A 21,311-nucleotide genomic window follows, 5' to 3' on the forward strand; every position below is an offset into this window, starting at 1 on the left:
CTATATTCATATTTCCCGTTTCGGTGCGTTCCTGAGTTATGGTTATAGTTGGGCAAAAAAAAGAAACCGGGAGAACCTCCCGATTTCCTGTAAAGTGACGATTCGATTAATTGATAAATTCGAGATACGCAAGCAGCCGCTTCAGCATTGTCGCCGCCTCGGCGCGGGAAGCGTCCGCCCCCGGCGCGAACGAACCGTCCGGACGACCGGTTACGATATGCGCTTCGTTCGCTGCAAGCACCGCCTCCTGCGCCCACGTGCTGATCTTCGCACCGTCTTTATATTTGGACTGAAGGTTGATCTTAATGGCGCCTTCGGCCGGTTTTCCCGCAAACTTCATGGCGCGGGAAATCATAACGGCCATTTGTTCGCGGGTCACTTTTTCGTTCGGCTTGAATTCGCCGTCTTCAAAACCTGTGACAATCTCCGACTGAGCCGCCGCGCCTACCGCGCCGGCAAACCATTGCCCAGATGACACGTCGGAAAACTTCGCGGCTTCTTTGTTTTCTTTAAGGCCAAGCGCCCTTACGATCATTGCGGCGAACTCGGCGCGCGTCACTTCTTTGTTCGGAGTGAACGCCGTATCCGTCGTACCGCTCAAGATAAGCTTCGAAGCAAGCAGTTCAACGTCTTTCTTCGCCCAATGGCCGTCAAGGTCCGGGAACGATTTGCTCGATTCGATCACCGAGTAGATCGAGTTGCCGTTACGCTTTATGACGACTCTCGTATGTCCGTTCTCTGTGACGAATTGCGCCGGGACGAAGCTGATTTCTCCCGTTGCAGGATCGTACATAACAGCTGACGCTTGATACGAGCTAACCGCTTGAGGAATCGCGATCGTTCTGGTCACGTATTGCTGTCCGAACTCGTTCGCTTCTTGCGACTTGCCGTCCGCTTCGACAGTAATTGTGAACTCGATCGCGCTGCCGATCAGGTTTACTCCCGCTTCTTTCGCTTTGCTCTCAAACTGCTCGGCCTCCGCGCCCGTAACCTGCTCCATCGTTACGTTCACTTTGACGTCTTTGAGCTCGGCTCCAAGCTCGCTTGCGAAAGCCTTCAAGTCAAGCAAATTCACCGGCAAATTATAGCCGGCGGTGTCGGATCTGATCTCGAGAACCGCACCCGGAGTCGATTGTGCCGCATCCGCCAATACATGGCCGGGGATTTCAATCTTTGCGATATTTTCCGTAGCCCCGAGGTCTAAGATTACTTTTTGTGCGCCTTGCGCTTTATCCTTGAGCAATCCGAAGGCATTGCCCAATTTCCCGGCGTCGAGCGTCACTTTGGTAACCTGCTTGCCGTCTGTAGTTGTTTCTTTAGTCACTTTCACCGCGTCTTTACCGAGAGTGACGCCATTGCCGTCGTCTGCGGCTTCAGGCTGCTGCGGAGGGAGCATTATTGCTGCAACGCCACCGCCGCCGCGTTTCTTGGGTGCCTCGGACAGAGTCATATTTGAAACAGGCTGTACATTATATAAGCCGTTATCAAATTTTTCGAAATCACGGATCTCCGTCGTCACTGAAACCTCTGCGGTTTGCTTTCCGTTCCATGCGGTAATGGTGTACGTTCCGTTCGGTACTTCAAAGTAATATTGAACCTCTGTGGAGGACGCCTCTCCGCCTTGCTCCGTTTTGTCGGATACGCCATAGCGGTCGCCCGATACGGTCGATTTGTGCTGACCGTATGCGGCGGTTAAATCTACCGTACCGCTTGTATCTCTTATTCGCACGTTTATTCCGTCCTTAGAAGCGCCGTTCAACGCCACATTCCCGAAGAAATGAGTTTTGCCCGTTGAAACCACCACATTGGCTGCTGCGGTAAGGTCCGAATCCTTGACGCCTCCCAAAGCCTTTACCTTGTACCAGTACTGCTTCGCTACCGGTCCTGCGCTGAACAAGTCCGTATAAGACATCGTATCTTCAGAACCCGCATTCACTTGCGCAATTGACTTGAAGTTTTTTCCATCGGCAGAACGATAAACTTCATACTTCGCGGCTCCCGTTACTTTGGACCAAGTCAACTGGATGCTTGTATTCACTTGAACAGCCGCCAAGTTCGCGGGAGCTTGCAGCGGCTCCCAGAAATCCACTTTAAAATCGCCTTTAACGGCATTATACACTTTCGCCGCGCTGCCTCCGGCGAAAGCCGCATCCTTGAACCCAACGATCAAGTTATCTACATCGTCCGCATCAGTATGAGCGTAAACTTGACCGTAGACGGAAACCGAGACGGTTTTATCGGCTACCTTCGTTACGGCCGCATTCAAACCTTCCGGAAGGTTTATTACAGCCGCTTTGCCGGCCGCAATGTAATCTTCTCCGTTTACGCCGGTAAACGTTTCATGCAGCAGCTCGCCGTAAACGACCGATGTGACCGTTCCGTCGTTTGCCGATGTTTCTTTGAATGTTGCCAGATCGTACAAAATTGTCGGGTTGACGGCGATCGCAAAATATGCCGATTGAACCTGTACCGGATCCGCCGTAGTGTTTACCGTCAATTGATATTCCGTTCCGGCATTCGGATTTTTAATGCCCGCGCTTTCATGGATGACAATCGATATCGAGCCGTTGTGGTCAACGGTTATAGGTACCGCAAATGTCAGCGTCTGCCCGATTGCCGGAATTGAAACGCCGCTTTCTCCTGCTGCAATCCCATTAACGGTTATTTTGTCTGCCGGAATGGAAACGGGCAAAGACGTTCCTTGCGGGAACTGTACCGTAATCCGGTCTGCCGTTGTAAGCTTCCCGTATGCACCGACGTTAAACGAGATCTTATACTGCGAAGGCTGGTACATTTTCGGATTGCCGACTTCTACGGCGGGCTGCGTTACTTGGGTTGCAACGGCATTAAATAAATTCGCCATCTTCCCGGAACTGGTCTTGCCGGCCAACGAAGTCAATGCAACGCCTTTATCTTTGATCAAGTTGATCGCTTCAACGGCACTCAGGTTCTTCTGCCCCATCAACACACCCGCAATACCGGCTACATGAGGAGCCGCCATCGACGTACCGTCCGCATAGCGGTATGCGTTGGCGTAGTCCGCTTCCCCTTTATATTGCAGCACCGTCTGAGCGCTGGAAACGTTAGCGTTCAATACGTCGTTGTACGGGGAATTCTCGGCGAATTGGAACGTACTCCCCGCAAACAGGGTGCCGTCTGCACCGCTTAGCGCAGTATAACCGCCTCTCCCGTCAACTTCCACTTTCACGCCAAGCTTCGAAGTGACGAATTCGCTGTTCCAGCTGCCGATCAGCGCGTCCTCGCCCGTTAGAAGCAGCTTGCCGCCTGAGTTCAAATAAGCGGAAAGATTCGTCTTATCTGCCGATGTGATCGGCGGTATATTCAGCGACGGGCTGCCGTACGCCCAACCTGTGAACCAGATGACGATATCGTAATTTTGCAGGGTCGAGGCAGCAGGACCATCCGCATTGTTGTTTACGGTTACCGTCGTTACCTTCGTTCCGGATGCCGACGTATATCCTGCGTTATGTAAAGCTTGTTGGAATTGCTCGGAGAAATCCGGTCTCCGTTTCGACACCGAATTTATATCGATTTCCCCGTCGTTGACGAGCAAGATGCTAGTAGAGCTTCTTGGAGAGAGCCCGAAATAGCTTCTTATTACTGTATTCATGATAGCTGCGGCGTCGGTTTCTTCCAACGTTTCCAACCCGAAGCCGAACGTGGCTGCATTATACGATGAAGTTGTATTAAAGACAGCGGCATTCAAATCGGGCAGCTTAGGATAGGTGCTTAAAATATCGACGCCCGGCGCTCCGACGTCAACCGTCGTTGCCCCATAATTGGAGAACTTGGCTAAAGCTCCGTTGGCGTCCATAGCGGCAACACTGATGATGTTTGAAGCGGGCAGGCTGGACGGATAAACCGGTTTCGTATCGTTGTTTAATCCGTTGCCTTCCTCGTCGCCATTTCCCGATGCGGCAACGAATACCATATTGGAAGCTTTAATGGCATCGTTCAGAGCCTGATCGTAACACGTGGCCTGGCTGGCATCGCATCCCCAGCTGTTGTTGGACACTTTAACTCCCTTGCCGGCTGCATAATTTATCGCTTCCACCGCGCTCATCGTGTCGCCGCCGGCCGGGCCTATGAATTTTAAAGGCATAATCTTTACATTCGAAGCGACGCCCGCAACGCCAAGGTTGTTGTTCGTTACGGCTGCGATCGTTCCGGATACGTGCGTTCCATGCTCGTCCCCTTGGGCGGCATCATAGACGGTATTATCATTATTGTAAAAATCCCATCCGTGAATATCGTCTGCATAGCCGTTCTTATCGTCATCGATTCCGTTACCGGCGATTTCACCCGGATTTGTCCAAATTTTTCCGGCCAAGTCGGGATGGTTGATGTCGGTACCGGAATCTATGACCGCTACTACCACTTCTTCCAAATTTCCGGCCGTCTGTTCCCAGGCTTCCGGAGCATCGATGTCGATATCGGACGTTCCGGCAAAAGGCGGTTCGGCGTTTATCGTTTGTCCGGCGTTATGCAGGCCCCAAAGCTGATTATATTTCGTATCGTTCGGAGCAGCGGCCGGGTAATAGATATAATTCGGCTGCGCGTATTCTACCAAACCGCTTTCTAGCAAGCTTTTAATTGTGGATTCCAAGCTTGCGCCCGGGACCAGCTGCATGAGCTCCGCTCCGATGATCGGGGCGGTTCTCTTCGTCGTAAGCCGGAAAACGTTCTTTACGCTGGATTTTTCTTGAGCCCGCGCGCTCTTCTTGAACTTTACGATAATCTGCTCTTTAACATATGGAAGATCCCATGCTTCCAAGTCTTTTACTCTAGTATTCTCTTGAGCGTGGACTTTACCGTTTCCAACAAAAACTTGTCCGAGAAATAAATTCACAGCAAGAAAAATAGATAGCATCAATGCTGTCTTACTCGATGACTTCCTGCTCACGGCACATCTCCTTCTGAGCTAATGATGTTTCTCTTACATTGTTGAAACCTCAATATCGTCTCTCTGTCTGCGTTTTCGCACAAATACCAGTCTCTCGGGCCTCCTTTTTCCGCCGGGCTTTTACCCTACTAAATAACTAGTTCTAACGACATAATTCGACCTATATACTTCAAAATCCTGCTAATTCGACATATATTATCCCATGTCTATCAGAACGCGGTTTTTACGGTTGGTTGCGGTTGAAGGATGCAAGCAAAGCTTCTATCACCCTGACTCCGGAAATAAACACGCAGTTTACGGCTTACAGCATCCTGAGTTATGTACATCATGTTCTTCGACGTGATAATTCACCCCCTCGTAATCGAAAAAATAAAAAGCCGGGAAGCTCCCGGCTTTCGGTACTGAATATACGGGCAAAACCTATTACGGCAAAGTTTATTGTTAAGTCGGAAGCACTACGGCCACACAAACATATCCCCGCCCGCACGCGCGAACTCCCGTCCGAGCGCGGCCAGCGCCTCCTGTACTTCCCACGCGCTGAAACCGAGCACGTTGGCGACAAGCCCGTAACTGGCGGCTAAGCTAACGCCGCTTTGGAGGCGGTCGCCGGCGGCGGCCCGGAGCCGTTCCACCGTGTCCGCACGGACAAAAGGTCCGAATCCGTACAGCGTTCCCAAGTGAGTGAAGCTTTCCCACACACCCGGCATTGTCATCGCGTGCAGCTCCGGCTCGATCCGCAGACGGTTGAACGCCGCGGGGCGTCCCCCAACAGTGATGCGGAGCTCATTGTCGTATAATGCATAACGAAACAATTCGCCGCGATGCGTGCGACCCGGACATAGTACATCCATGTACAAAAAAGACGACCCTTCGGCGAGCGACACTTCCGTCAATCCATGGAAGCGGGACCCCGTGTACGGGATCGACGGCTGCGGCGCATACGTCAGCGCGGCTCCCTTCGCGACTCGAATGCGGGTATGCTGCCGTGCGGCGCCGTGCGGGCACGGATGGATCTTGGCGAACGATTGCGTTGTTACGCCAACCGAGCAGTCTTCGCCGACATCCCAGTCCAACGCGTATTCGTCCCGATCCATGAACCCGGGGGACGCGTCCATTACGGTGACGGCTAATCCGTCACGGCGATCGGCGGGCCGAAACGTCTTCGCGATCTTTAACGGCGATCGAAAGTAGGCGTCGGCCAACACGGTGCGCCCATGAGCATGGCGGAACGTTCCTTGAAGCTCCGCGCTGACGCCACGTATGCCCGCCGCCGCTTCACGGTCATGCACGAGCAACGGCAAACTGACCTTCCAACCAATCTACGAGCTGATCCAACCCTTCGCCGCTGAACAAGTTCGTGAAGACGTACGGCCGGTCTCCCCTCATCCGCACCGTGTCTTCCTCCATGACTTGAAGGCTGGCGCGGACATGGGGAGCAAGATCGATTTTATTGATGACGAGGTAATCCGACCTGGTAATGCCCGGGCCGCCTTTGCGCGGAATTTTTTCTCCCTGCGCCACATCGATGATATAGATGAAACGGTCCACCAGCTCCGGAGAAAACGCCGCCGCCAAATTGTCTCCGCCGCTCTCGATAAAGATGATATCCAATTGCGGGAACCGCTGCTCCAACTCTTCAATCGCTTCAAAATTCATAGAAGCGTCCTCGCGGATCGCCGTATGCGGGCACCCGCCGGTCTCCACGCCGATAATGCGCTCCTCCGGCAATACTTCCGTATTGATAAGAATCCGGGCGTCTTCTTTCGTATAAATATCGTTCGTGATGACCGCAATGCTGTATTTGCCGTTCATATTCCGGGCTAAACGCTCCACAAGCGCCGTCTTGCCGGAACCGACCGGCCCGCCGATCCCGATCCGCATCGGACGGTTAACCGGAGCCGCCGGGGCCGCCCACTCATGATGGTGATGATGTCCTTGACCTTGGCACATACGCAAATCCTCCTTGATATATAAGCATTCTCAAGACATAAACAGTCTGCTGTAAAGCGTCTCGTGCCGCATCATGTACAGCTCCGCCGCCGGAGCGTTCGCGTGGAACCGCCCGGGCGGCAGCTCCGCAACGGAAGCCCAAGCGCCGGCGACGTCCCGCAGCAGCTCGGCGAGCAGCGCTTGCGCATCGGTTTGACCGATAGACAGCAAGCGAAGAGACGCGTTGACGGCGGCGGAGGCGCAGCCGTATAAATAGCCTTCGGCCGCTTGGCCGATCGGGATTCCAAGATGGAAGGCGACGTATCCGTGAACGGTGGGATGCGTGCCGGGGCAAAGCCCCTCGCGTACCGCCCGTTCAAGCGGCCCCCACGGGAGCGCCGGATGCATGGCCCGCGCAAGCTTGTACAGCCGCCGTCCCATCTTCATTACGCCGTCCCTCGTCTCCATCGCAGCTCGCGAAACGTGCTGCCATTCGTCCACTTCCCAAACCCGGCGCCAGTCTCCCGCGGGCCCGAATTCATACACCGCTTTCACCGCCAACGCGTCGGTGGGCGCCCACACGTGGCGGAGCATTCCGCGCACCCAAGAAGCGACGTCTTCCGTCGTTCGGACCGTGCCAAGCTGTGCCGCCGTTTCCAATCCGAACGAATGCGCAAATGCGCCGACCGGCAGCGCCGAATCGAGAAGCTGCGTATATGCAAGCCACTGCGGTGCAGGTAATTTCATACGGAACCCTCCGCTCAAAACAAGAAGTATCGCTGCGCCATCGGCACTGTTTCCGCCGGTTCGCACGTCACATGCTCCCCGTCGACCCGTACCTCGTACGTTTCCGGATCGACCTCGATATGCGGCGTCTCGCCGTTGTGGATCATGTCGCTCTTCGAGATCTCCCGGCAGCGGCGCACCGGCTCCACCCGTTTTTGCAAGCCCAGACGTTCGTGTACGCCCGCATCGTAAGCCGCTTGCGACACGAACGTGATGCTCGTGCCGCGCAGCGCGCCGCCGAAGGCCGCAAACATCGGTCGTCCCCACACCGGCTGCGGCGTCGGAATCGACGCGTTCGGATCGCCCATCTGCGCCCATGCGATCGCTCCGCCCTTGAGCACCATGTCCGGCTTGACGCCGAAAAACATCGGATGCCACAGCACCAAATCCGCGAACTTGCCTGTCTCCACCGAACCGACAAGATGGCCGATCCCATGAGTAATCGCAGGGTTGATCGTAAACTTGGCGACGTACCTCTTGATGCGGAAATTGTCGTTCGCATCGGTGTCGGGGGATAGTGGTCCGAATTGGCGCTTCATTTTGTCCGCGGTTTGCCACGTTCTAGTAATGACTTCCCCGACCCTGCCCATCGCCTGCGAGTCGGATGAGATAATGCTGAACACGCCGCGATCGTGCAAAATATCTTCCGCCGCGATCGTCTCCGGCCGAATGCGCGAATCCGCGAACGCCACGTCTTCCGGAATCGAGCTGTCGAGGTGGTGGCACACCATCAGCATGTCCAGATGCTCCTCGATCGTGTTCACCGTGAACGGACGCGTCGGATTCGTGGAAGAAGGCAGTACGTTCGGCAAGCTTGCCGCCCGAATAATGTCCGGCGCATGTCCGCCTCCCGCTCCTTCCGTGTGGTACGTGTGGATCGTGCGGCCCTTCAATGCGGCGATCGTATCCTCCACAAAGCCGGACTCGTTCAGCGTGTCGGTATGGATCGCGACTTGAACGTCGTATTCGTCCGCAACGGTCAAGCAAGCGTCGATGGCTGCAGGAGTCGTGCCCCAATCCTCATGCAGCTTCAAGCCGACGGCTCCGGCCTCCACCTGCTCGCGCAGCGGCTCGGCGAAAGACGCGTTGCCTTTCCCCAGAAAGCCGAGGTTCATCGGGAACGCTTCCGCCGCCTCGAGCATGCGGTGAATGTGCCAGGCGCCCGGCGTGCACGTCGTCGCGTTCGTTCCGGTGGCCGGGCCGGTTCCGCCGCCGATCATCGTCGTCACACCGGAGGAAAGCGCCGTCTCGATTTGCTGCGGACAAATAAAATGAATATGCGCGTCGATTCCCCCGGCCGTCACGATGCGTCCTTCCCCCGCGATCACCTCCGTCGAAGCGCCGACGATCAAGTCCGGATCGACTCCGTCCATCATGTCCGGATTGCCCGCTTTGCCGATACCGGCAATGATGCCGTCGCGGATGCCGATATCCGCTTTCACGATGCCCCAGTGGTCGATGATGATCGCGTTCGTAATAACCGTATCCAGCACGTCATCGCCGTCGCGGGTCATCCTGCTCGACTGTCCCATGCCGTCGCGAATCGTTTTGCCTCCGCCGAACTTGATTTCGTCCCCATATACGGTATAGTCCCGCTCGATTTCCGCCCACAGCTCCGTGTCCGCGAGCCGTACGGCGTCGCCGGCGGTCGGGCCGAACATCGATGCGTATGACTCTCGGGTCAATTTGCTCAAAGCGGCCCCTCCTCCCATCTTTTCAGCCTGTCTTTCACTTCGTCGGACATGCCGCCCGGCTCCGCGGAACCCGAAGCGACGCCGTTCATCCCGTATGCAAGCTTCGACCCGCCGATCGCGACAAGCGTAACCGGCTTCTCCTCGCCGGGCTCGAACCGCACCGCCGTTCCGGACGGGATGTCCAGCCTCATGCCGAACGCTTTCTCCCGCGGAAAGCGCAGCGCCCGGTTCACTTCGAAGAAGTGGGCGTGCGACCCGATTTGCACGGGGCGGTCCCCCATATTAACGACCATTGCATCTATCGTCGCCCTGCCGGCGTTTAACTCTATTTCTCCTTGCTTCACGCGATATTCTCCCGGAATCAATTGCATCAGCACCTCTCTATCGAATCGGATGGTGGACGGTGACGAGCTTCGTCCCGTCCGGGAAAGTCGCCTCCACCTGCACTTCCGCCACCATCTCGGGAATTCCCTCCATCACTTGGTCGCGGGTCAGCACCTTCGCCCCGTACTGCATCAGCTGCGCAACCGACAGACCGTCTCTGGCCCCTTCCATTATTTCCGACGTGATCAATGCGACGCTTTCCGGATAATTCAGCTTCACGCCGCGGGCGAGCCTTCTTCTCGCCACATCCGCAGCTACGGTAATGAGCAGCTTCTCTTTCTCTCTCTCCGTCAAATACACCGTTACATCACTCCCTTCATCTTGCATTCAACAATAACTACACGGTCAAATGCCGCTTAATGATCCCATCCGTCAGCGTATCGATTAGTCCTTGCGCGGCGATCGTCCCTTTGTCCATCACCGCATACTCGTCCGCCGTTTGCTTGGCGAATTCCAGGCTCTGCTCCACTAGCAGGATTGACAACCCTTCCGATTTCAATTCCGTTATGAGCTTTGCGATGTCCTGCACAATATTCGGTTGAATTCCTTCCGTCGGCTCGTCCAGCAAAAGCGTCTTCGGCCGCGAAACGAGCGCCCTGGCGAATGCCAGCTGCTGCTGCTGCCCTCCGCTCAAATCTCCGCCCCGGCGACCCCGCATGTCGTACAGCACCGGGAAACGTTCATAGATCGCTTTCATCACCGCGCCTCCTTTCGCTCTTCGCGGATCGGACTCCAGGCCGAGCAGCACATTCTCCTCCACTGTAAGCTGCGGGAATATATCGCGGCCCTGCGGCACATAAGCGATCCCGCAGCGGGCGCGCGCCGAAGGCGGTTTCCCGAGCAGCTCGGCGTCGTCCCAGCGTACGGAGCCGCGTTTCGCCCGTATCACGCCCATGATCGTCTTCAGCAGCGTCGTCTTCCCGACCCCGTTGCGGCCCATTAAACATACGACCCGGCCATGAGGGACGGTTAACGCGACGTCCCGCACCACCATACTTTCTCCATACCCTGCCTCAATTCCGCTTATAGCTAGCATGCCGCACATCACCCCGCCTTTTTGCCCAAATACACTTCCGCCACCCGGTCGTCGTTTTGCACCTCTTCCATCGTCCCCTCCGCAAGAAGCCGGCCTTCGTGCATGACCGTTACTTTGGAAGAAAATGCGCGGACAAAATCCATATCGTGCTCCACAACGACAATCGTCCGTTTCTCCCTTATGCGAAGCAGCAATTCCCCGGTCTTCTCCGTCTCCGCGTCGGTCATCCCGGCGGCGGGTTCGTCCAGCAACATCACCGACGGATCCTGCATCAAGATCATGCCGATCTCAAGCCACTGCTTCTCTCCGTGAGACAACGCCCCCGCTTTGCGATCTCCCTTGCCCTCCAAGCCGACCGTCTTCAGGCATTCGTGCAGTTGGTCCCGCTCCTCCGGCTTCGACCGCGCGAACAGGACGGATAATACGCTGCGGCGCTGCTTCATCGCAATCTCCATATTTTCTTTCACCGTCAATGCGGCAAATACGGAAGGCGTCTGAAATTTCCGGCCGATTCCCCGGGAAGCGATTTCATGTTCCTTCAGCGCGGCCAGTTCGACAGGTCCCGAATCTCCTTGCAGCTTCAACGTTCCGGATACCGGCTTCACCTTTCCGCAAATCGCATCGAGCAGCGTAGTCTTTCCCGCTCCGTTAGGGCCGATCAAAAACCGCAATTCCCCTTGCCGCAGCTCGAAATCCATCTCCCGGAGCGCGAGAAAGCCGTCGAAGCTAACGGTCACCTTCTCGCACGACAGAACCGAATGATCCTTCAACGCCGCCCAACCTCCTCTCCAATCTCCTCTTGACAAAAGATGCTGCATCGGCGAACAACCCCGCCAATCCTCTAGGCAAAAACAGCACGACGACAACGAAAGCGGCGCCCAAAAACAGAAGCCATATATCCGGGTACGCTTCGGAGATGAAGCTCTTCGCGAAATTCATGGCAAGTGTCCCCAACACGGCTCCCGCAAGCGTCCCTCTTCCGCCGACCGCCACCCACAAAACCATCTCGATGGAAGGCACGATCCCCATCATCGACGGAGAAATGATTCCTACGTGCAGGACGAAAAACATTCCCGCAACACCGGCCAACGCCGCCGACACGACAAAAGCGAACACTTGAAACGCCGCGGGGTTGTACCCGAAAAACCGCACCCGGTTCTCCCGTTCCCGAATCGCTTGCAGCACGCGGGAAAGGCGCGTTCCGATGAGCCACCGGCAAAGCGCAAAGCTGACGATAAGCGCTCCGGCTGTCGCGTAATAGAGCGTCTTCTTTACGTCCGGATCGGACAAAGAGAAGCCGAACAATGTACGGAAGCCCGTAACGCCGTTCGTTCCGCCCGTATATCCTTGCTGCCCGACGATCAGCGTTACCGCCATAATGACGAGCGCTTGCGTGAGAATGGAAAAATATACGCCGCGAACCCGGTTGCGGAACGTGAACCATCCCAGCAAAAAGGCGACCGCACCCGGCAAAACAATCGCTAATGCCACGGCAACCCAGAAGTATTGGAACGGAGCCCAAAACCACGGCAAGCTCGACACGCCGCTCCATTCCATAAAATCCGGCAGACGGCCGCCCGCAGCCTCCAGCTTCAAATACATCGCCATGGCGTATGCGCCTAAACCGAAGAACACCCCTTGCCCCAAGCTCAAAATGCCCGTATACCCCCACAGCAGATCGAGACCGACCGCCAAAATCGCGAAGGCAAGAAATTTGGACATCAGGCTAAGCCGGAAATCCGAGAGAAACAGCGGAGCCAGCGCCAGTAAGAGGATGGCGATTGCATACCCGGCGATCATCCACGGACGGGGTTGTTTCATCGTAAAATTTCTTAACATAATGAACTCACTCCTCAGGAACCGTCTGGCAGTTTAACCGTCTAACGCTCTCGACCTTACAGGCGCAAGTCCGCGTGGCTTCCATTGAAGGAATGCGACCACCAGAGCGAATACGAGCACTTTCGCCACCGAAGCGGTCGTCCACGATTCGAACAATGTATTGGACAGACCGATGCCGGCCGCTCCCGCGATCGTTCCGATCAGCTTTCCTACGCCGCCGAGCACGACAACCATAAATGCGTCGACGATGTAATACGTGCCGAGCGACGGACCGATCGGCCCGAGCAGCGACAGCGCGCAGCCGGCCACGCCCGCGATTCCCGATCCGATCGCGAACGTCGCGGCATCCACGCGCCGCGTCGAAATACCCAAGCATGCGGCCATATCGCGGTTTTGCATGACGGCCCGCATATTGCGGCCGGACCGAGTACGGTAGATGTACACGTACATCCATGTCAGAACGGCTGCTACAAGCGCGAGTATGAACAGCCGTTTGTAAGGCAATACGAGCCCGACCTTTATGAGCAGGCCGCCGTTAAGCCACTCGGGGCTCGTAACCGCCACGTTCGGCGCGCCGAACACGCTTCTTGCAGCCTGCTGCAGCATCATGCCGACACCCCACGTCGCAAGCAGACTGTCGAGCGGTCTTCCGTAGAGAAACCGGATCAGAACGAATTCCATGATCAGGCCGACCAGCGCGGCGGCAATGAATGAAGCCGGTATGGCAAATACAAAATACAGGCTAAACAGCGATTTGGGCAACACGGCAACAAAGATGTTCTGCACCACGTAAGCGGTGTACGCCCCGATCATGATCAATTCCCCGTGAGCCATGTTGATCACGTTCATCAGGCCGAACGTAACGGCAAGACCAAGCGCAACAAGAAGCAATATCGAGCTCACGCTGAAGCCGTTAAACAATTGGAGGAAAAATAATTCCATGCTCCAAGCCCTCCTTTCGTCCTCATTTTGTTAATGAGAGAGCCGGACACTCGCATCCGGCTCCCCGCATATGTTCCTATCCGTCAACCTCCGCTGCTCAATTCTCCTGCCCAATCGTAACCTTTCAAGTATGGGTCCGGTTTGACGGGCTCAGGCGTGCTCCACAATTCTTTAAACATACCGTCCGCCTGCACTTCCCCGATGCGGACCTTCTTATAGATGTGCTGCGTCTCCCCGTCGATCGTCACTTTCCCTTCCGGTGCATCGAACGTCAACTCTTTCGCGGCTTCTTTCACGGCGTCGACGTCGGTAGAACCCGCTTTCTCGACGGCCGCAGCCCATAAATGAACGGCTATATAACCCGCTTCGATCGGGTCGCCCGTCACCCGGTCAGAACCGTACTTCGCTTTGTAGGCTTCTACGAACTTTTTGTTCTCCGGTGTGTCCGTCGTTTGGTAATAGTTCCACGCCGCCAGATGCCCTTCAAGCACGCTCGGCCCGATGCCGCGCACTTCTTCCTCGGCGATCGACACCGACAGCGTAGTCAAATCTTTCGCCGTGATGCCGGCGTCTTTCAGCTGTTTAAAGAACGCGACGTTGCTGTCCCCGTTTAACGTGTTGTACACGATGTCCGGCTTCGACGACTGGATTTTGCTGATGATCGTGCTGTAGTCGGTGTGGCCGAGCGGCGTATACTCTTCCCCGACGAGCTCGCCACCTTCCGCAGCCAGCTGCGCCTTGATAATCTTGTTAGCGGTTCGCGGGAACACGTAATCCGAACCGAGCAAGAAAAACTTCTTGCCCCGGTTTTCCAGCAGCCATGTGACCGACGGCACGATTTGCTGGTTCGTGGTGGCCCCGGTGTACATGATGTTCGGGGAGCGTTCGAGCCCTTCGTACTGAACCGGGTACCAAAGCAATCCGTTCAATTCCTCGAACACCGGCAGCATCGCTTTGCGGCTCGCGGACGTCCAACCGCCGAACACGGTAGCGACGCCGTCTTTCGAAACGAGCTTCCGAGCTTTCTCCGCGAACGTCGGCCAGTCGGAAGCGCCGTCTTCGATAACGGGCACGATTTGCTTGCCGAGCACGCCGCCATTCGCATTGATCTCCTCGATCGCCAACAGCTCCGCATCTTTCACCGATACTTCGCTGATCGCCATCGTGCCGCTCAAGCTATGTAGAATCCCGATCTTGATTGTGTCGCCGTCCGCGGCTCCGGCGCTCGATCCTTCAGCCGCTCCCTGTTCGCCTTCCGCGGCGTTCTCTTTCGGAGCGGTTCCCCCTGTCGCTTCATTTCCCGACGAGCAGGCCGCAAGCAATAAGCTCACGCTCAACATCGCCGCCAACACCGCATACCACGCTTTCCTCTTCATCCCATTCACTCCTACAGCGGTATTTCGAACGTTTTTCAGTGGAAGCTGTCAGCCGTTCGTTAGGAAGATTATATTCGGCGTACCAAATCTATGTCAACATAGTTTACACAAAATTATGTGTCTCTTGAAGTTTTCAGAAAATATCTTACATGAATATTACATTTAAATTAACAACATTAATTATTTCATAGATTAAGTAAAATAATATAACACAAAAAACGCACCCCGTGCCCGAAACCGGACATGGAGTGCGTCTACCCGCGATTTTTTTATTCAATCCTTCTCCAATAAACCCCTCTGCAAATATTCCTCCAGCACATTGGCGACATGAAACACCGTGTGACCGAGATCGCCGATATTTTCCACCGAATGCTCGCAAAACGGCCCGTATGCCATCTCATCGCTATAGTGGGCCATATGGCGCTCGATTTCCGATTCTTCCAAGCCGTATGACCTTTGCCGGTCGGTAACCGTGCTTCGATCCGCGTACAAGAATATCCGCACCACGTTATCACCGTAGATGTTCCGAAGAATATCCGCTCCATGCCGGTTCAGGATGACGTAAACGCTGCCTTTCTCGAACAGAGCTTCAATATCTTTGCCTTTAATACCGTATTGAAACCCGTCGATCGTAATGTGTTCCACGAACTCTCCACGCTTCACCGCTTCGTCGAACGCTTCTTCCGTGACGAAATGATAATCTTGTCCGTCCTCTTCTACCGGTCTCTTTCTGCGGGTGGTATACGAAATGACCTTCCGCAAGCCGAACGTCAGCCCGACCGCATCGGCAACCGTCGTCCGGCCGGAACCGTCGGGACCCGTGAAAACGAACAAGTATTTGCTTTCTTTGCGTTCCGCCATCTTTGGCCACCTCCGTCGTTTTCCTTCTCCCCAGAATGCTCCCACCGTAAAAGTAAGAAAAACTTCTTTCGCGTTTAGAGGAAGTTTTTCTTGAATCTCTAGACTTGCTGTTTTCTTCGTGTAAACTTACAAATTCTAGAGTTATAAACATATGCTCTTCTTAATCATATAATGACTAGTCGAAATATTCAAAAAATTTTTGCCGCTTTTAAAAAAATAATCGAATTGCACCATACGCTCTGCTACAATAAGGTTGCAATTGATTCGCTAATGGAGAGGTGCCTGTCATTCCTTATGCATGAAGCCCATGAACTGGAGTTTCCCAGGTTTAAACGAGACTTGACCTCCGAGCAGATGCTCAGAGTAATTTTCGATTACACAGCCAAAATCGCCAACGAGCGCACCTTGGATAACGTATTGATCCTAATGGCGAACATGGGACGCGAAATGGTCGTAGCCGACCGTTGTTCCGTGTGGCTCATCGACGAGCGGTCGCAAGAACTGTTTACAACGGTGGCGCACGGGGTGAAGGAAATCCGCCTGCCGCTGCGGTCCGGACTGGTCGGCCACGCCGTCGAAACGGGCGAGCCGATATTCATTGACGACGCTTATACCGACACCGTTTACCGCGACGTGCTGCTGAGCGGCGCAATCGCCGTGGACAAGCGAACGGGGTACCGCACCAAAGCGATGATGGTCGTGCCGTTCCGGAACAACGACGGCGTCATTATCGGGGCATATCAAGCGATAAACAAGATGACCGAAGCGGAAGTGTTTTCCGGGAAAGACCTTGAGTATTTGACGCTGGCCGCGTCCTATTCGGGGAAATCGATCGAGTCCGTCATGCTTCAGAACGAAATCGAAGAAACCCAGAGGGAAATTATTTTCACGATGGGCGAAATCGGCGAAAGCCGTTCGAAAGAAACCGGCAATCACGTCAAGAGAGTGGCGGAATACTCCTACGTTCTTGCGCTCGGGCTCGGCATGCCGCAAGAAGATGCGGAGTTGTTAAAGATGGCTTCCCCGATGCACGACATCGGCAAAGTGGCTATTCCGGACTCCGTCTTGAAGAAGCCCGGCAAGCTGACCGACGAAGAGTACGACATCATGAAAGCCCATACCGTCATCGGATATAATCTGTTGAAAAATTCAAACCGCCGTATTTTGAAGACGGCTGCCGTCGTCGCATCGCAGCATCACGAGAAGTGGAACGGCAAAGGCTATCCGAACGGATTGCGAGAGGAAGAGATCCACATATTCGGCCGCATTACGGCGATCGCGGACGTATTCGACGCGCTGGCGAGCGACAGGGTGTACAAGAAGGCGTGGGAGCTCGATCGAATCCTGAATTTGTTCAAGGAGGAACGGGGACAACACTTCGACCCCCGCGTTGTGGACGCCTTCTTCGAGCAGCTTCCCGAGATCGTTCGCATTCGGGATACATATCAAGACCAACTGCCTGAAGAGGCGATGTGAGCACAAAAAGTGCGGCCGCTATTGCAGCCGCACTGTCAAGGCGCCAAGCAGCGCGCCGTCCCAGTATAATTCAAGGCGGTCTCCGCCGCTTACTTTGCCGACTCCGGAGGGAGTGCCGGTGAAGATGAGATCCCCCGCTCCGAGTCCGAATCGGCTGCCGATAAAGTCGACGAGCGTTTGGAGCGGAAATATCATGTCGCGCGCAAACCCGCGCTGCACCGTTTCACCGTTCTTTCGCAGTGAAAACTCGGTGTTTGTCACCCGTTCCGTACCCGGGAACGGGAACAACGCGGTGAGCGGCGCGGAACCGCGAAATCCTTTCGCAGGGAGCCACGGGTGCCCCTGCTTTTTCAGTTCCGACTGCACATCCCGGAGCGTCAAATCGAGACCGAGTCCGATCCGGTCCACCAAATCCTCCACGCGCGCACCCGGTGCATACGGCTTCGCGACGTGCAGCACGAGCTCCGCTTCGTGGTGAATGTCTCCGGCTCCGCCGGGCAGCGCGAGCTCGCCCTCCATCGGCACGACCGCATGGGACGGCTTCATAAACAAAAGCGGCGATTCAGGAACCGCGTTCCCCATCTCTTTCGCGTGCTCCGCATAGTTTCTTCCCACACAATAAACGTTATGAAATTGTCTCTTCGTCATTGTTCTCCCGCCTCATCCTTCGTTACATAGCCTTCTTCATTCAAGCTGGCACCGACCGACAAGGAAGACACCCGGTCAAACACCTTGACGGCTTTATCCGCTTCCATCGGAACCGGCTGCGGCGTATCGGCCCTTACAGGCAACAGCCGCAATCCGCAATCGCCCGACTTGCCGCAGTCCGCATACAGAATGCCGGAATCGTAAGTGAGCGTATCTGTCGATTTTGTAAAAATAAAGTTCCCAAGACTATAGACGATCCACTTGTTTTTGTAGTGTTCGATCCCTTGCAGCACATGCGGATGGGAGCCTATGACAAGATCGGCGCCCGCGTCCACGAATCTTCTGCCGAGCTCCGTCTGTTTCTTCGGATGCGCTTCAAGCTTTCGTTCTTCGCCCCAATGCACCATCACCACGACAACATCAGCGCGTTCCCGCGCCTTTTTGATCTCGTCAACGGGCCGTGTGTAGTCGTATGTTTCAGCCAAGCCGATCCTGTCTTTGCGCGCTTTCCACTTCTCGGTTGGAATGACCCGGCTAAAGCCGAGGTATGCCACGGTGAGCCCGTTCTTCTCAATAAACACAGGGGCGTTCGCCTCATCGACGTTCTCTCCTGCGCCTACATACTTCAACTCGTTGGCGGTCAAATTGCTCATTGTGTCCCGCAAACCTTGCGGACCGAAATCCATGGAGTGGTTGTTGGCCAAGCTGACGAGATCGAACCCTGCGTCCGCAAACGCCGGGAGCGATTCTGGTGCGCTTGAAAACTCGTATGTCTTCAAACCGGGCTTCTCTTGAGCCGCAGTGACGGCCGTCTCCAAATTGGCCGCCGTCACATCCGCATCTTGAAGCAGAGCACGCACGTGTTGATAGGGATAATCGTATCCGTGACGGCTCATCAGCTTGCCTACATACTCCCCGAGTAATACGTCGCCGACGAACGCCAACCGCACTTGACCATCTTGACCGGTTGCTTTCCCGCTATCCGCAGCGCCCTCTTCCGACTCTCCCGTCTCTTGTTTCTCTTTGGTTTCGCCGCCTTGTCCATCATCGTCCGGTCCGGTCGCCGCATTCGTCCCGTCGTTCTCCGCCTGACGATTTTCCGGCGGAGTTCCGGCCCCGCGTTCGCCTGCGATTCCGGACATCGCGGCATTCCAAACGAGCACCGCTCCGACCGCTGCCAACAAACATAGATTTATAGCCAATAGACGCCGACGGCGCTTCCCTCGCCGATCGCGCATCGTTTCCAGCCGACTGCGATTCATTCCAATACTCCTCTTATGTATACGTTCTATCATTATAGCACAAAAAAGGAAGCGCCTGCGCGGCGCTTCCCGTTTTATTGCTTTCTCTTACTGATTGTAGTACGTTCCTTGATGCTGTTGATACTGCGCCGGTTGAAATTGCTGCTGTTGCTGAACCTGTTGATATTGCTGCTGCATCGGTTGGTACTGCTGCTGCTGCATCGGTTGGAAAGCGTGGAGATACGTTTTTGCGGTATGACCGTCCATGGAAGGCACTTGATAGCTGCCTTGCTGATTCATTTGCAAAAACACTTCGTATGCTTGGTTGAAGCATGTTATCGCACCGTTAAGGAACATTTGGCGCAGATTCGGATCCGCCGCTTCGAGGCCGCGTTGAAGATGGCTCATTGCGGACGCTTTGTGCCCGCACAGCAACGCATCTTGGATCATCGTATCGTTTAAGCGGCCGGTTCGCTGCGGAGCCATCGGCTGCGGATTTCGAAGCCCGTATTTAATGCGGTCAATGTTGACGTCAGGTTGCGGGAAAGCGGGCTGCGTTCCCAATCGGGCGCTGTAATCGTGAGTGTACGCAACCATTTGGTCGTATGCGGCGACGGCGCTTTCCATGTGCCGGCGAATCATCGAACGAAGCTGCTCGCTCTGCGCTTCCTGTTCGTACATGGCCAAGTGATTGATAAAGTTCATTTTCTCCCGCAACATTTCCGAGGTTTCCATGACCTCATGAGCACCGAAAGTCAATGTCGTCATCTCCTCCAAGCAATTGGATAGGTTTGGCATTTCGCCTTCATTACTTTGGCCCGCGTTTCGGAAAATTATGCATGAAGGATTTCGTGTATAATATGTGAGATCGAGAGGAGCGAACATGTCCCATGGAACGTTGGAAAATCAATTTGGCGGTGCTCTGGTTCGGCCAGTTTCTCGTCATGTCAGGCATGACGATGATCATTCCGTTCTTATCCCTTTACATACAGGAAGATCTCGGAGTAACGGACCCAAAGGCAGTCGCTTGGTGGGCCAATGCGATCTTCGCAAGCAATTTTTTAACCGCTTTTATTTTCCAGCCCCTGTGGGGCGGATTGGCGGACCGCTACGGACGAAAAATTATGCTTCTGCGTTCCGGATTCGGGATGTCTCTCGTCTTCTTGCTGATGGGTTTCGCGACAAACGCATGGCAGCTGCTGTTCCTTCGTATGGCTAACGGTGTAATCGCCGGTTTTATTCCGGCGGTGACGGCGTTGATGTCGGCGTCCGCCCCGAAGCATCGCATGGGCTTTGCAATGGGAATGATGCAGTCGGGCGCCGTGGCGGGTACGATCCTCGGGCCGTTCATCGGCGGACTGTTGGCCGAATGGGTCGGATACCGGCCGATCTTCTATATCACAGGAGGACTCCTTCTGATTGCCTCGCTGCTTGCATGGCTTGTGGTTAAAGAAAGTTTTAACGCGAAAGAAGCAAGGAGCGGAACGAGCATGTCGCTTGCGGACAGCTTTCGAAGGCTTGTCCGAGCCAAGCAAATTCCCGCGCTGTTCGCGTTGACGGTCGGCATTCAAGTATCGCTGCTCAGCTCCCTCTTGTTAATCCCTTTGTTCGTGCAAGAGCTTCACGGGGAGTACAGGCTGGCGTTCTTCTCCGGACTTGTCGGTTCGATCACGGGGTTCGCCAACATGTCCGCTTCGCCATTGTTAGGCCGGCTCGCCGACCGCGTCGGCCACGAGAAGGTGTTGGCCGTGTGTTTGCTTGGAGCCGCACTCTCTTTCATTCCGCAAGCGCTTGTCACCAATGTTTGGCAGTTGATAGGCGCCCGATTCACGCTTGGGCTATTTATGGGCGGGCTGCTTCCTTCGGTTAACGCGTTGCTGCGCAAGTATACGCCGGACGGTATGGAAAGCCGCTCTTTCGGTTTCAACAGCAGCTTTCTAAGTCTAGGGAACATACTCGGCCCGTTGGCTGGAGGCGTATTGTCCGGCCTGATTGGGATTAGGGGAATCTTTATATTTGCATGCATCTTGCTGCTAATGAACGCGTCATGGGCTTGGTTCACGCTGCGAGGTAACACGCCCTCCCCGTCGAAATAGCGCCTCCGACTGCCCCTCGTTCGATTGTGTAAATCGGCGGCGCATGAATACAAGCGAAGAAATACAGCATAAAAAAATT

18 protein-coding genes are annotated in these 21,311 nt (G+C 55.1%); 2 read left to right on the forward strand and 16 right to left on the reverse strand.

The window, feature by feature from the left end; all coding sequences use genetic code 11:
• Positions 1 to 106: 106 nt before the first annotated feature.
• From JET16_RS25765 to JET16_RS25825, 13 genes are all read right to left on the reverse strand, one after another.
• Positions 107 to 4,795, reverse strand: a complete 4,689-nt coding sequence (locus JET16_RS25765) for a S8 family serine peptidase (protein ID WP_199622183.1) — start codon at positions 4,793 to 4,795, stop codon at positions 107 to 109.
• A 584-nt stretch (positions 4,796 to 5,379) separates the two neighbouring features.
• Positions 5,380 to 6,225: an urease accessory protein UreD gene (locus JET16_RS25770; RefSeq protein WP_199622193.1), complete on the reverse strand. Its 846-nt coding sequence runs from the start codon at positions 6,223 to 6,225 to the stop codon at positions 5,380 to 5,382.
• Positions 6,206 to 6,874, reverse strand: coding sequence for an urease accessory protein UreG (gene ureG, locus JET16_RS25775; protein WP_199622195.1), 669 nt, complete (start codon positions 6,872 to 6,874; stop codon positions 6,206 to 6,208). Before ureG ends, JET16_RS25770 begins: the two co-directional genes overlap by 20 nt.
• A gap of 30 nt (positions 6,875 to 6,904) precedes the next feature.
• Positions 6,905 to 7,600, reverse strand: a complete 696-nt coding sequence (locus JET16_RS25780; RefSeq protein ID WP_199622197.1) for an urease accessory protein UreF — start codon at positions 7,598 to 7,600, stop codon at positions 6,905 to 6,907.
• A gap of 14 nt (positions 7,601 to 7,614) precedes the next feature.
• Positions 7,615 to 9,300 (reverse strand): urease subunit alpha, encoded by a 1,686-nt coding sequence (gene ureC / locus JET16_RS25785; protein ID WP_407673195.1) that lies wholly within the window; start codon positions 9,298 to 9,300, stop codon positions 7,615 to 7,617.
• Positions 9,301 to 9,329: 29 nt separating this feature from the next.
• Positions 9,330 to 9,698 carry an urease subunit beta gene (gene ureB, locus JET16_RS25790; RefSeq protein ID WP_199622266.1) on the reverse strand — a complete coding sequence of 123 codons (369 nt, stop codon included), beginning with the start codon at positions 9,696 to 9,698 and terminating at the stop codon, positions 9,330 to 9,332.
• A 16-nt stretch (positions 9,699 to 9,714) separates the two neighbouring features.
• Entirely contained in the window at positions 9,715 to 10,017 is a 303-nt protein-coding gene (locus JET16_RS25795; protein ID WP_199622202.1) for an urease subunit gamma, read from the reverse strand.
• Positions 10,018 to 10,054: 37 nt separating this feature from the next.
• Positions 10,055 to 10,753 (reverse strand): urea ABC transporter ATP-binding subunit UrtE, encoded by a 699-nt coding sequence (gene urtE / locus JET16_RS25800; RefSeq protein ID WP_199622205.1) that lies wholly within the window; start codon positions 10,751 to 10,753, stop codon positions 10,055 to 10,057.
• Positions 10,754 to 10,761: 8 nt separating this feature from the next.
• The gene (gene urtD / locus JET16_RS25805; RefSeq protein WP_233532270.1) at positions 10,762 to 11,523 is read right to left on the reverse strand and encodes an urea ABC transporter ATP-binding protein UrtD; all 762 of its coding nucleotides are present in this window, start codon (positions 11,521 to 11,523) and stop codon (positions 10,762 to 10,764) included.
• On the reverse strand, positions 11,480 to 12,592 hold the full coding sequence (gene urtC, locus JET16_RS25810; RefSeq protein WP_407673194.1) for an urea ABC transporter permease subunit UrtC: 1,113 nt from the start codon (positions 12,590 to 12,592) through the stop codon (positions 11,480 to 11,482). The genes urtD and urtC overlap by 44 nt, the downstream gene beginning before the upstream one ends.
• Before the next feature lie 33 nt (positions 12,593 to 12,625).
• A complete protein-coding gene (urtB, locus tag JET16_RS25815) occupies positions 12,626 to 13,534 on the reverse strand; it encodes an urea ABC transporter permease subunit UrtB (RefSeq protein WP_199622211.1) in 909 nt (302 codons plus the stop codon).
• 83 nt (positions 13,535 to 13,617) lie between these two features.
• Positions 13,618 to 14,910, reverse strand: a complete 1,293-nt coding sequence (gene urtA / locus JET16_RS25820; RefSeq protein ID WP_199622214.1) for an urea ABC transporter substrate-binding protein — start codon at positions 14,908 to 14,910, stop codon at positions 13,618 to 13,620.
• Positions 14,911 to 15,183: 273 nt separating this feature from the next.
• Entirely contained in the window at positions 15,184 to 15,771 is a 588-nt protein-coding gene (locus JET16_RS25825; protein WP_199622217.1) for a guanylate kinase, read from the reverse strand.
• Between the two features lie 294 nt (positions 15,772 to 16,065).
• Here JET16_RS25825 and JET16_RS25830 point away from each other — a divergent pair, with 294 nt between their 5' ends.
• Positions 16,066 to 17,247, forward strand: coding sequence for an HD-GYP domain-containing protein (locus JET16_RS25830; protein WP_199622219.1), 1,182 nt, complete (start codon positions 16,066 to 16,068; stop codon positions 17,245 to 17,247).
• An 18-nt stretch (positions 17,248 to 17,265) separates the two neighbouring features.
• Here the strand turns inward: JET16_RS25830 and JET16_RS25835 are convergent, their stop codons facing one another.
• The 3 genes from JET16_RS25835 to JET16_RS25845 form a co-directional block, all read right to left on the reverse strand.
• Entirely contained in the window at positions 17,266 to 17,895 is a 630-nt protein-coding gene (locus JET16_RS25835; protein ID WP_199622221.1) for a fumarylacetoacetate hydrolase family protein, read from the reverse strand.
• Positions 17,892 to 19,157: a CapA family protein gene (locus tag JET16_RS25840; RefSeq protein WP_199622224.1), complete on the reverse strand. Its 1,266-nt coding sequence runs from the start codon at positions 19,155 to 19,157 to the stop codon at positions 17,892 to 17,894. Before JET16_RS25840 ends, JET16_RS25835 begins: the two co-directional genes overlap by 4 nt.
• Before the next feature lie 87 nt (positions 19,158 to 19,244).
• Positions 19,245 to 19,895, reverse strand: a complete 651-nt coding sequence (locus tag JET16_RS25845) for a spore coat protein (RefSeq protein ID WP_199622237.1) — start codon at positions 19,893 to 19,895, stop codon at positions 19,245 to 19,247.
• A 131-nt stretch (positions 19,896 to 20,026) separates the two neighbouring features.
• On the opposite strand from JET16_RS25845, the gene JET16_RS25850 reads away from it, so the two are divergent.
• On the forward strand, positions 20,027 to 21,232 hold the full coding sequence (locus tag JET16_RS25850) for an MFS transporter (RefSeq protein WP_199622252.1): 1,206 nt from the start codon (positions 20,027 to 20,029) through the stop codon (positions 21,230 to 21,232).
• Positions 21,233 to 21,311: the final 79 nt, after the last annotated feature.

It is taken from the genome of Paenibacillus alkalitolerans, assembly GCF_016482785.1.
GTDB classification, from domain to species: domain Bacteria; phylum Bacillota; class Bacilli; order Paenibacillales; family YIM-B00363; genus Paenibacillus_AE; species Paenibacillus_AE alkalitolerans.

Bases quoted from the DNA above. Each gene is read 5' to 3' on its own strand.
- JET16_RS25780 (WP_199622197.1), bottom strand. From the start codon at position 7,600: ATGAAATTACCTGCACCGCAGTGGCTTGCATATACGCAGCTTCTCGAT.
- urtB (WP_199622211.1), bottom strand. From the start codon at position 13,534: ATGGAATTATTTTTCCTCCAATTGTTTAACGGCTTCAGCGTGAGCTCG.
- urtC (WP_407673194.1), bottom strand. From the start codon at position 12,592: ATGTTAAGAAATTTTACGATGAAACAACCCCGTCCGTGGATGATCGCC.
- JET16_RS25830 (WP_199622219.1), top strand. From the start codon at position 16,066: ATGCATGAAGCCCATGAACTGGAGTTTCCCAGGTTTAAACGAGACTTG.
- urtE (WP_199622205.1), bottom strand. From the start codon at position 10,753: ATGCTAGCTATAAGCGGAATTGAGGCAGGGTATGGAGAAAGTATGGTG.
- ureG (WP_199622195.1), bottom strand. From the start codon at position 6,874: ATGTGCCAAGGTCAAGGACATCATCACCATCATGAGTGGGCGGCCCCG.
- JET16_RS25840 (WP_199622224.1), bottom strand. From the start codon at position 19,157: ATGAATCGCAGTCGGCTGGAAACGATGCGCGATCGGCGAGGGAAGCGC.
- urtA (WP_199622214.1), bottom strand. From the start codon at position 14,910: ATGAAGAGGAAAGCGTGGTATGCGGTGTTGGCGGCGATGTTGAGCGTG.
- JET16_RS25835 (WP_199622221.1), bottom strand. From the start codon at position 17,895: ATGACGAAGAGACAATTTCATAACGTTTATTGTGTGGGAAGAAACTAT.
- ureC (WP_407673195.1), bottom strand. From the start codon at position 9,300: ATGTTCGGCCCGACCGCCGGCGACGCCGTACGGCTCGCGGACACGGAG.
- JET16_RS25825 (WP_199622217.1), bottom strand. From the start codon at position 15,771: ATGGCGGAACGCAAAGAAAGCAAATACTTGTTCGTTTTCACGGGTCCC.
- JET16_RS25850 (WP_199622252.1), top strand. From the start codon at position 20,027: ATGGAACGTTGGAAAATCAATTTGGCGGTGCTCTGGTTCGGCCAGTTT.